Origin of the sequence: Salipaludibacillus aurantiacus (genome assembly GCF_900111295.1) — a bacterium.
Classification (GTDB): Bacteria; Bacillota; Bacilli; order Bacillales; family Salisediminibacteriaceae; genus Salipaludibacillus; species Salipaludibacillus aurantiacus.
Map to the genome: position 1 here is coordinate 1 of NZ_FOGT01000008.1, position 12,341 is coordinate 12,341.

The window sequence follows — 12,341 nt, forward strand, 5'->3', positions numbered from 1 at the left end:
ATCTAGAAATATCTTGAGACGCCCAATCAAAAAGCCTTGGGTGTAAAGAAATTTATAAGCTCAATTATGGGCTTAAATATAATATACGAGGAGGAACAATAATGGAACACTTAGTGAGCATCATTGTTCCTGTATATAAAGTAGAAAAATATATTGACCGATGTATTCAGAGCCTTATTAACCAGACTTATAAACAATTGGAAATTATTCTTGTGGATGACGGGTCCCCTGATAACTGCGGAAAAATTGCCGATAACTATGCTGCCAAAGACAGCAGAATCAAAGCCTTTCATAAAAAAAACGGCGGCTTATCTGATGCCCGGAATTATGGGGCACAGTACGTAACCGGGAAATTTACTCTCTTTGTAGACAGTGACGACTGGCTGGAAGACAACATGGTGGAAAAGCTGGTGGCCTATAGTTTGAAGTATGAAGCTGATGTGGTGCAATCAGCTTTTTATTATGCACACGACGATTATCTGCTTTATGACAACCGTTATTACGCAAAAGATGAGCCGCCGGTTATTTTGAATAACTATGAGCTTATGACTGAACTGGTCATTAATGAACGGGTGAAGAATTTTGCCTGGGGAAAGCTTTATAAAACGAGTCTGATAGAAGATATCCCTTTCGAAAAAGGGGTGCTGTTTGAAGATGTGTTTTGGGCGCATAAGGTGATGGAGAGAGCCGAGAGATATGTGATTTTACACGAGCCGCTCTGTTATTACTACCAGCGGGATGACAGTATAGTCGCCGCCTACACTCCGAGAAACCTGGATATCATCAAAGGATTGAAAGAAAGGCACGCGTTTATCGAATCACGCTATCCTGATTTAATAAACGAATCATACCGACTGATTCTGAAAACTCATCTGGAGCATTATCTGCTTCTTTTTTTAAATAGACAGAAAGATCCTGGTGGTGTCCATAGAAAAGAGATACAAAACTATATTACTAAAAAACATGATTGCTTTAATAAATCAATAGTAAAGGATAATGTCTTAAAGATGGAATTGCAGATGTTTATTATTCACCCCTACTTTTATATAGGACTTTTGGGGTTATATAAGTTATTCAGACAATTAAAGCTTACCCCTTCTCCTGCTGAATTGGAACGCATCAATTAACAGGTTTATATTATTTTTATTTAAGAAAGGGGGCTTAATTATTATTAAGCATAATGTGATACCTTATGATGATTTAGCCAAAAAAATAAATGTTGAAAAAATTAAAATAACTGCGACTATTGAACCGCAAGAAGTCAAAGAGGTTGCACCGATAAATATTATTAATCATAAAAGGTTCGACATCATGGCCAAATATATTTACGCATGGTACAGAGAAAATAATATAAAAAGCGATTGGGGATTAAGACTTTATGATGAGCATTTACGAGTATTTAATAATTATGAAGAAGGGGTTGGATCTGAAAAGAAAGGTATAGATATGTTTTTATCATCTTTTCATTCAACTTTAGATTCAATAAAAAAAAATGGATTTGATGATAGTAAGACATTAATTCCGGTGGGAACTAATAATGTACCGATTGATGGGGCTCATCGTTTAACAGCAGCCCTACTATACAATAAGAATGTTAAAACCGTAAAGCTCGAACATAGTGAAGTTAATTATAGTTATAATTTTTTTGTTAATAGAGGACTGGATGCTCTTCAAAGTAAATGGTGTGATGCTATTACTTATGAATATTGTAAGATGAAAAAAAATACTCGTATCTTAATTTTATTTCCGTCAGTTGCTTCAAAAAAAAATGAAGTGAAACAAATCCTGGATTTACTCGGTGGTATATATTATAAGAAAAACATATTTGTAGGAAACGAGGGCCCAAGAAATCTTATGTTTCTACTTTATAGAAACACATATAATATTGACCACCCTTATTTCAAACAGATAGACGATAAAATTAAAATTAATTTCAAAACTTCAGGTTCGGTCCAGATGGTAGTTTTTGAAAAAGAAAATGTTGATAATCTTAAAAAAGCTAAATTAAAACTGCAAAAATTAAGTAAAGGTGATAGTGAGGCATTTTTTTTAACAGATGATCATAATCAAACAATTGAACTTTCTCAGGTCCTGTTAAATTATAATAGTATGCATTTCCTGAATAATGCCAAACCGTATAAAAATCAATCATTTGTTAAGAGTTTAGATTTTTTTAAAAAAAGCTTAGAAGAAAAATCGATTAATAAAGAATATATATGTTTAGGTAATAGTTCTGTCTTAGCAGCATACGGAATAAAAGAAACTTTTGAATTAGATTTTGTACAACATGATTCACTTTCAAATTTAAAAGAAGCAACCAATATAGTTACCAAAAAAAGAAATTATAACCAGGGAAAAGACGATTTAATTTTTAATCCTGAGAATCATTTTTATTTTAACGGAATTAAGTTTGTATCAATTAGCTTGGTCAAAAAAATGAAAAGAAATAGCAAATCCCCAAGAGAGATAAAGGAATTATCTGCTATACAGATATATTTATTAAGAGGCAATCTACCTTTTAAAGTAAAGGTTATGTTTAATTCTTATATGGATTTATCAAAATCTTTACTTAAGAGAATTAGAAAAGCAGTATATTTAACTTGAAAGTAATAATTAAAAATTTTTATCTGGGAGATCCGATACCTATGAAGAAAAAAAGTATTATATTTGTGATAGATTCATTAGATTGTGCAGGTGCAGAAAAAAGTTTAGTTACTTTACTGTCTCTTCTTGATTACTCCACATACTCTGTAGATTTAATGCTTTTTTCTCATGGGAATATACTTGAAGAGCTTGTGCCGGAAGATGTGAAAATATTAAAACCATTGGAATACACTAAATTCACACATCTGAATTTTAAAAAAGCGATAAAATATTCCATAAAAAAAAGAGATTTAAAGATGTTATATTCCAGATTAAAATATTCAGTCCAACTAAGAAAAAAACAATACAATAACAGACAGAAATCTCGTTTATTTTGGGAAAGTGTATCGAGTGTGATTGAAGCAAACCCAAAAAAATATGACATTGCAATAAGTTATGCCCAGGGCGTTCCTACATTTTATGTAGCAGAAAAAATAAAAGCAAAACGGAAATTAGCCTGGGTCAATGTCAGCTATCGTTTGGAGGAAAAAGAAAAGCAATTTCAAAAAGACTATTATGATAAATTTGATAGTATTGTTGCTGTCTCAGAATCCACAAAGAAAGTATTCCTCGAGACTTTTCCTGAATATGCAAATGTAATTAAAGTTGTTTACGATATAAATAATCCTGCATTCATCAGGAAAATGGCTGATATTGGAATAGGGTTCCAAGATAATTTTAATGGCCTGAAAATTTTGACTATAGGAAGGTTGGCGCCTCAAAAGGGATACGACATTGCCTTAGCGGCCTGTGAAAAATTAATTGAAGCTGGAATACATTTCAGATGGTACGCATTAGGGAAAGGCCCGCTTCAAGAGGAGATAGAAAACAAAATAAAAGAAAGAGGGTTATCAGACCATTTCATTTTGCTTGGTGTGGAAGCGAATCCTTATCCGTTTATTAAAGGTGCAGATATTTACGTTCAAACATCTAAATTTGAAGGTTTCGGCTTAGCGATAGCAGAGGCGAGAATGCTTAATGTACCTGTCGTTACAACAGAATTTGATGCTGTTTATAATCAAATGGTACAAAGGAAAAACGGGCTTGTAGTAGACATGAACGCAGAAGCTGTAGGCAATGGAATTATTGAACTTATTCAAAATAAACAACTGAAGGAAGAGATTATTTCTTACTTAAGAAACGAGAAGAAAGGGAATACTGAAGAACTGGCAAAGTTCTATGAATTAGTAAATTACAATGAAAGTGTGAGCTAATGATGAAAAAGAAAGTGTTATTTACGCTCATCAACATGAACATCGGGGGGACTGAAAAAGCTCTTTTGGATATGGTTAGAGAGCTGCCGGAAGATCAATATGATATTACTATATTGATGCTTGAGGAATATGGAGGTTTCCTAGATTCGGTTCCATTAAACGTTAAAGTGCGCTATTTAAAGAACTACGATCTTATTAAACCTGTAATCCATAACCCTCCAAGAGTTACGAGTATGGATTATATAAAAAAGGGGAAGTTAATTAAATCTATTTGCTTTTCAACTTATTATCTTGTATCTAAGTTTAAGAAGAACAAAAGCTTTTTATTTGATTATTTATTAAAAAATTACCCTCAAATTGATAACGACTACGATATCGCGGTAGCTTATGCAGGTCCAATGGACTTCATAAGCTATTTTGTTTTAAACAAAATAACTGCTAAGAAGAAAGTTCAATGGATCCACTTTGATATTACAAAAATAGGGTTTGATAAAGCATTTGCTAATAAAAATTATGACAAGTTTGATAAGATTTTTGTCGTCTCGGAAGAAGCAAAAAATAAAGTAATAAAAACCGTTCCTGGCATTAAGAAAAAAACAGAAGTTTTCTATAATTTAATCTCTCCTAATAGAATTAAGCAATTAGCAAAAGAAGGAAAAGGGTTCGATGATGTTTTTGATGGTAAAAGAATACTTACTGTTGGGAGATTAACTAAAGAAAAAGGGCTGGATTTGGCTATTAAAGCTTTGGCCCGGTTAATAAGTGAGGGTTATAACGTCAGATGGTACTGTGTAGGAGAAGGTAAATACCGCGATGATTATGAAAAATTAATTAAAACATACAACCTTGAAAATAAATTTATTTTACTTGGCTCAGATACTAATCCATACCGTTATATGGATCAGTGCGATATATATGTTCAGTGTTCCAGGCATGAAGGATATTGTATTACTCTTGCGGAAGCCAGACATTTAAACAAACCTATCGTAACAACAAATTTTACTGGAGCGGGGGAACATATTAAAAATGGTGAGACTGGGCTGATTGTAAATATAAGTGAAGATGGCATTTATGAAGGACTAAAAAGATTAATAGATAATGAGGAGTTATCAAGAAGTTTCGAAATAAGGTTGAATAATGAAACCGGTCATTTGAAAAATGATGAACTTAAAAAAATACATTCCCTGTAATAAAAGTTTCAGACGAACATGTAAATCCACCTGATTAAACGCTATTTAAATCATAAGTCACATATTAAAGGTGTGAGGAAATGAAAGATATAAAAAAAGTATTAAGGCTCTTTAACAAACGGGAAAAAAAGAAATTAATTTTATTATTTATAATGATGGTTATTGCAGCTATTTTTGAAACAATTGGAATTGGTCTTATTGTTCCGTTTGTAAGTATCATCACTAACCCGGAAGTTGTTCAAGAACAAGCGATTTTAAACTATTTGTATGTAACAATGAACTTTCAATCAACTTCTGCCTTTCTAATATTTGCTGTCATTATATTATTAGCAGTGTTTATTTTGAAAAATTTGTATTTACTTTTATTTCACTACGTACAATACCGAGTTATTTTAAACCAGCAAGTCAAACTATCAAGAAATCTTTTAAAAGAATATTTGATAAAACCATATACGTTTCACTTGCAGCGTAATACGGCTGATCTTTTACGAAATGTAAATGGAGAGGTATCAAAGGTTTTTCAAGGGATTATCTTATCCGGCTTCCAACTGTTTACAGAAATATTGGTCATAGGCTGCATTTTAATATTACTATTTATAACGGCACCATTAGCCACATTCACAGCTTCGGTCTTATTAGGCGGAAGTGTTTTTATATTTTTTAGGATATTCCGGAAAAAGATTAGCGACCTGGGTAAAGAACAGCAAAAAGTTAACGGGACGATGATTAAATGGGTGAATCAAGGACTTGGAGCCAGTAAAGAAGTAAAAGTATCAGGAAAAGAAAACTTCTTTGTTAATGCGTATACCAGACAGAGTCAAATCAAAGCTAATAATAGCCGGTACATGAAGATGTTGGAACAAGTCCCGCGTTTGTTTATAGAAACGTTACTAGTCTCTGTGGTCCTTTTGACAATGTTAATTATTATGCTGCAAGGCACCACGACTGCACAGATAGTATCTACTATGGCTCTGTTTGCTATGGCCGCCTTCCGTTTAATGCCATCTATAAATCGTGTCGTGGCAATGGTTACAGCCATTCGATACAATCGTCCTGCATTAACGATCATTTACGATGATTTAATCAAAAATACCTCAAATGAAAAGCTCTCTAACACTAAAAAACAAGTAATTAATTATGGTAAACGTACATTTAACAGGTCTATAGAGTTAAAGAATGTATTTTTTCGTTATCCTGGACAGGAAGAAGAAGCAATTAAAAATGTTTCTTTAACCATACCAATTGGTCAGTCTGCAGCATTTATTGGGGAGTCAGGAGCTGGAAAAACGACATTAGTCGATATAATACTAGGATTATTAAATCCAAGCAAAGGCGATGTCTTAGTTGATGGTAAACAACTAATTGACCAAAAATCTGTATGGCAGCAAAAAATTGGGTATATCCCTCAATCAATATTTCTCTCTGATGGTACGATTCGTGGGAATATAGCTTTTGGGATTGAAGAGGCTCAAATAGATGAAAACGAGGTTTGGAGAGCTTTAGAACAAGCACAATTAAAAGAATTCGTCAAATCTTTGCCCGATCAATTAAATACAAAAGTTGGCGAACGGGGAGTTAGATTGTCAGGAGGCCAGCGGCAGCGGATAGGAATTGCAAGAGCACTATACCACAATCCGGAGATCCTATTCATGGACGAAGCAACGTCAGCTCTAGATAATGAGACAGAAAAAGAAATAATGAAAGCTATTGATGGATTAAAAGGTGAAAAAACGGTAATTATTATTGCTCACAGGTTAAGTACAATTAAAAATTGCGATATCCTCTTTAAAATAAACAACGGAAAATTAGTTTCAATAAACCAAAGGAAAGAAAAGGCTTTTATTTTGACTAGAGATCAAGTCTCAAATAGGTGATGAAAAAGGGCTTTTCTCGGTTGGTCGTTCTTAATAAGAAAGGTATTGTTAACTGAAATAAAGAAGGGAGTAAAAATTTGTGCAGCCTAAAATAAGTATCATTGTTCCAGTCTACAAAGTTGAACCTTATATACGAAAATGTATTAATTCAATATTAGATCAAACTTTTACAGAATTTGAATTAATATTAATTAATGATGGAAGCCCTGACAACTGCGGTAAGATTTGTGATGAATATTCTAAAAGTGATGAAAGAATTAAGGTAGTTCATAAGAAAAACGGAGGTCTGTCCAGTGCGCGGAATGCGGGATTAGAGATAGCGCAAGGTGACTACGTAGGTTTTGTAGACAGCGATGACTGGATTGAACCGGGAATGTATGAATTACTTTATAAAATGTGCAAAGAAAATAAATGTGAAATAGGAAATTGCTCAAGTATTGTCCATTACAAAACAAAAACTTTAGTAAATGGTGGTCATTCTCTACTCATTCATAATAAAAGTGAGGCTATGAGAGCAATGCTTGAATCGGAGTTGTACGATGAAGTGGTCTGGACTAAGTTAATTAAAAGAGAAATACTAGAAAATATCAGATTTAAAGAAGGTATAATCCATGAAGATACAGATTTTACTTATCAAGTTATAAATAAAAGTAATCAAGTTTGCACTATTGGGGAGCCCCTGTACCATTATATAAAAAGAGAGAATAGCACAATGGATTTAGCAAAGAAAAATATCAGAATAGACAGTGTTATAATCTATGACGAAATGTATAAATTTATTGATTTATATTATAATGAATTGAGACATCTAGTTGCATATAAGTTGGCTAATAATGCTATGAGAATATTAAATTTAATTATTTTAAATAATAGAGAGAGAGAATTTAAAGAAGAATACTATACTGTTACAAAAATTCTTAATCATTACTATACTCAAATTATTCAATTGAAAAACTTACCTTATAAAGTGAAATTTATACTAACTTTAACTAAAATGAACTCTTCCTCATATAAAGTACTAATTAAGTTGTCTGATAAAAAAGGCCAAATAATAAGTATGAAAAATTGAATAGCTACAAATTAATCTATTACCTCCTTTACATAGTCAAAGGAGGTTTTTTGGCAGCTTGAAACATATGGAAAAACTTAAACAAAATTATAACATCCTGGACATACAGGAGGGCGAATATTTTGATATACTCGTACGATTTATTTGACACATTAGTAACAAGGAAAACTTTGAAACCCACAGATATTTTTTTTATTTTAGAGAAAAAATTAAAAGAAGTGAATGCTATAGATGATTCAATTAATTTTTTTGACTTAAGAGTGGAGGCTGAAATTCAGGCTAGAAAATTATCACCTTATGAGGAAATAAATATTTATGACATTTATCAGGAATTAAATAAAGTTTTAAATTTCTCGAAGGAAAAAATACTGGAAATTATTAGGGTTGAATATGAGATTGAATTTAAAAATCTCATACCTATACAAGAAAACAGTAATTTAATATTAACCAAAAGAGAACCAGTTATTATAACTGATACTTATTTTGAACAACACTTTATCGAGAAAATAATTACTCAAGTTGTGGGGATAACAAATTACACGTTATTTGTATCATCTGAGCTAAGATTAACAAAAAAAAGCGGGAATTTATTTAAACATGTGTTAAAAGATTTAAAAATTAATGCTTACGAGCTATGCCATACAGGAGACAATTATAACTCAGATTTTAAAGTGCCAGAATCATTAGGTATTCACACGGTTTACTATACGAAATCTCATCTTAATTTATATGAGAGAAAGATAAATTCAAATAGTGATGAGGTTTTAAAATATTTTGGTACCTCAAAGAATGTGAGGTTAAATTATCAAGCTGATAAAGGTGAAAAAGCTTTAATTAATGTTTCAAGTAGTATTATTGCACCACTATTATTTATACACGTCTATGAAATATTAAAAAATGCAAATGATAAGGGATTAAGAAGGCTATATTTTCTATCCAGAGACGGTCAAATTCTGTTGAAAATTGCAAAAGTAATTCAAGAAAAGCATTTTACTAGCATAGATTGCAGATACCTGTATGCCTCAAGGAAAGCGTGGCACTTAGCGGGGATATGTAACCAAATAGATGATTTCTCTTTTGATTGGATCTTTTACGATAAGAAATCAATTACCTTAAACAAAATATTTAATAGGTTAGAGTGCAATTATGATTATTATAAAGAAGGGTTATTATCTTATGGAATAACAAAAAAACAAGAAGAAAAGCTAAATAATTATGATTTGGGCACTATTAAAAACTATATTAAAAATGATGAAATGCTGAGGCAGAATATCTATAGAAATTCAAAAGATAGAAGAACTGTTTTTATGGAATATTTAAATCAAGAAGGTTTTTTTGATTATTCCTCAATCGGAATTGTGGATATAGGATGGCACGGGAGATTACAATATTCTTTATCTAAAATTCTTCATTATGAAAAAAAAGACGTACAATTACATGGGTTCTATTATCATTTAGTGAATAATCAGAAATATTCAAATAATGAATTTTTATATCAATTTACTAATAGACCAGTAAATTTTATTCCGGTTTTTGAGTCTTTTGTTTATGCTGACCATGGTACTCTCCTTGGATATTCAAAGGAAAATAACAACATAAACCCTGTTTTAAAGGAAAAAGTTAATAAGGCGCTAATGAGTTGGGGGTTAGACACTCAACAAAATATTGTTGCAGAATTTTCTAATCAAATAATCAATAGTAATATTAAATTAGAGGAGTCGGAAATAAAGGACTGGACACTTAAAAACCTTGAATACTTTTACAGATACCCAACAAAAGAGATAGCAAGACTATATTCAAAAGTGTTGCATGATGATGATCCATCTTCATCTGTGCATGAATCTCTAGTTCCTAAAATAAATATATTTGACTATATTAAGGTACTCGTTTTAGAAAAACCAAAATTAAAATACATCTGGTGGGAGGCATCAATAAAGTTGCATACCCCTAAACTGGAGGTTTTTTTAAATAATTTAAGACGTACTAAGAGAAAAATAGTAAGTATAAAAATACTGTTTAAAAATCGATTTAAGACAAGGATGAAGGAGATAAGGAATAGTTAGAGCTAATGTAATTGAGTAAGGAGGGCTATCAATTAAGAATGGAAACCATTTTATAAATGAGATATTTTGGCTAAGATGTATAGGGTGTTTAGCTGTCACTTTAGGTCATGCTTTTTATAGCGGGTATATTGTATTTTATGAAAATACCTTATATCACTCAGCAACTTATGTATTGTATATGATGATGCTCTTCGGAATGCCGGTTTTTGTTTTTTTATCAGAATTTCTATTAGCAAATAAATATAGTAATACCCTGCCAAAGGGTTTTATGAAGAAAAGGGTAAAAATTTTGCTGTTACCTTTTTTATTTATGAATGTTGTTTATGTGATCTTATATTTGGAAATTTGGACAATTCAAAACTTTACTATAAGCTTACTTGAAAATGTTTTCTTGGGGAAATCATCGGTATATTTTATTTTAATAATATTTCAATTTTATTTACTTCATAAGTTTTTTAGCAAGTATTTAGATGTTATGTCTCCCAAGTTAATTATACCGACGGCATTTCTAATTAATTTTGTTTACTTGGCTTTCTTTAATTTTAATTTGTTAGAGCCTCCAAATAATAATTTCGCGAGTTACTTTTGGCATATAGGGTATAGGGTGCCTTTTGTTGGTTGGCTCTTCTATTTTGTTCTAGGGTATTATAGTGCAAAAAGTTATCACAAGATTTTAAGCAAATTAAGTTTTAAATGGCTGGCTGTTATAGCTTTTTGTTCATTCATCGTTATATTTATAAATAACAGTACTTTCCAATTGCAATATATATCCCAAAGACTTGATATGCTTTTATATGCTGGCTCAATGATATTTTTAATCATATATTTTTCGAACCGAATTAGGAATGTTCCAAAAGTAGTCGTAATGATTAGCAACTATTCATTTAATATTTATTTATTGAACGTGCTTTTTATCACTCTTTTCAGATATATAGAACCACCACCTTTTTTTAACCTTCTTACTTATTCTTTTGCTGTGTTTTTATTAACAATCTTTTTCTCTATTTTAACAGGGTATCTATTTAATCGATTTAAATTAGGTCCATACTTAGTAGGTCGGGTGATGCCTTTCAAAGTTGAGAGTAGGGTGGGCAAAAAAGGTATTAAGAAGTTAGCCATGTAAGAATATATACTAGTAAATTAGAAAGTAAAATATATTTAATAAAAAAGGGAGGTTCTTAATAACTATGAAAATACTAGTCACTGGCGGTGCGGGCTATATTGGAACTCACACATGTGTCGAGTTACTTAAGGCCGGGTATGAAATTGTTGTTGTTGACAATTTCTCAAACAGCAAGCCTGAAGCATTAGAGCGTGTTCGTGAGATTAGTAATAAAGATTTTCCTGTGTACGCAATAGACTTGCTGGATCGAGAAGGGTTAACAGCTGTGTTCGCTGAAAATAAGATTTCAGCAGTGATTCATTTTGCAGGGTTAAAGGCAGTTGGAGAATCGGTTAGCAAACCTCTTACTTATTATCATAACAATATCACGGGAACACTGAATCTTTGTCATGTGATGGAGAAGTTTGAGGTCAACAACATGGTCTTTAGTTCCTCTGCTACTGTCTATGGACTGCAGCAATGCGTCCCATTACATGAAGACCTTCCGCTGCAAGCAACAAATCCATACGGCAGGACAAAATTAATGATTGAAGAAATTTTGAGAGACATTTATCAATCTGATCAAAATTGGAGTATTGCCTTATTACGCTACTTTAACCCAATTGGTGCTCATAGGAGTGGCAAGATTGGTGAAGATCCTAATGGCATTCCTAATAATCTGGTTCCGTTCATTAGCCAGGTGGCAGCGAAAAAGCTCCCAAAACTAAATGTATTTGGAGATGACTATCCTACCCATGATGGAACAGGGGTACGAGATTACATTCATGTCGTTGATCTGGCAATCGGACATTTAAAAGCTCTTGAGATTATATTAACGAATAAAGGGATTGAAGCTTATAATCTTGGTACAGGGAAAGGCTACAGTGTTTTTGAAGTCATTCAAGCTTTTGAAAAGGTAACAGGAAAGTCGATCCCATATGAGCTTCAGACCAGGCGGCCAGGTGATATAGCAGTCAGTTACGCAGACCCGGCCAAAGCAGAAAAGGAGCTTAATTGGACAGCTGGTAAAGATCTTCATGATATGTGCAGGGATTTTTGGAAATGGCAAACCAGTAACCCTAATGGGTATGAAACAAGAAAACAAGCATCTACTTCTTAATATGAAACGTAATCATAACATCTCAATTAGTGAGATGCTTTTTTATTTTTATAAAAGTATATAACA

The 12,341-nt window shown here is 32.1% G+C and carries 9 protein-coding genes; all 9 read left to right on the forward strand.

Features of this window, described 5'->3' with window-relative positions; genetic code table 11:
* Positions 1–101 precede the first annotated feature (101 nt).
* The 9 genes from BMW59_RS10935 (at position 102) to galE (ending at position 12,275) form a co-directional block, all read left to right on the forward strand.
* On the forward strand, positions 102–1,127 hold the full coding sequence (locus BMW59_RS10935) for a glycosyltransferase family 2 protein (RefSeq protein WP_093051706.1): 1,026 nt from the start codon (positions 102–104) through the stop codon (positions 1,125–1,127).
* A 55-nt stretch (positions 1,128–1,182) separates the two neighbouring features.
* Entirely contained in the window at positions 1,183–2,604 is a 1,422-nt protein-coding gene (locus BMW59_RS10940) for a hypothetical protein (RefSeq protein ID WP_093051709.1), read from the forward strand.
* Positions 2,601–3,857 (forward strand): glycosyltransferase, encoded by a 1,257-nt coding sequence (locus BMW59_RS10945; protein ID WP_245733068.1) that lies wholly within the window; start codon positions 2,601–2,603, stop codon positions 3,855–3,857. Before BMW59_RS10940 ends, BMW59_RS10945 begins: the two co-directional genes overlap by 4 nt.
* A gap of 2 nt (positions 3,858–3,859) precedes the next feature.
* Positions 3,860–5,047 (forward strand): glycosyltransferase, encoded by a 1,188-nt coding sequence (locus BMW59_RS10950; RefSeq protein WP_093052181.1) that lies wholly within the window; start codon positions 3,860–3,862, stop codon positions 5,045–5,047.
* 80 nt (positions 5,048–5,127) lie between these two features.
* The gene (locus tag BMW59_RS10955) at positions 5,128–6,921 is read left to right on the forward strand and encodes an ABC transporter ATP-binding protein (protein WP_093051711.1); all 1,794 of its coding nucleotides are present in this window, start codon (positions 5,128–5,130) and stop codon (positions 6,919–6,921) included.
* Positions 6,922–7,000: 79 nt separating this feature from the next.
* Entirely contained in the window at positions 7,001–7,990 is a 990-nt protein-coding gene (locus tag BMW59_RS10960) for a glycosyltransferase (RefSeq protein WP_093051713.1), read from the forward strand.
* A 122-nt stretch (positions 7,991–8,112) separates the two neighbouring features.
* Positions 8,113–10,053 carry a hypothetical protein gene (locus tag BMW59_RS10965; protein ID WP_093051715.1) on the forward strand — a complete coding sequence of 647 codons (1,941 nt, stop codon included), beginning with the start codon at positions 8,113–8,115 and terminating at the stop codon, positions 10,051–10,053.
* Positions 10,054–10,114: 61 nt separating this feature from the next.
* Positions 10,115–11,176, forward strand: a complete 1,062-nt coding sequence (locus tag BMW59_RS10970; RefSeq protein ID WP_342740112.1) for an acyltransferase family protein — start codon at positions 10,115–10,117, stop codon at positions 11,174–11,176.
* A gap of 64 nt (positions 11,177–11,240) precedes the next feature.
* A complete protein-coding gene (galE, locus tag BMW59_RS10975; protein WP_093051721.1) occupies positions 11,241–12,275 on the forward strand; it encodes a UDP-glucose 4-epimerase GalE in 1,035 nt (344 codons plus the stop codon).
* Positions 12,276–12,341: the final 66 nt, after the last annotated feature.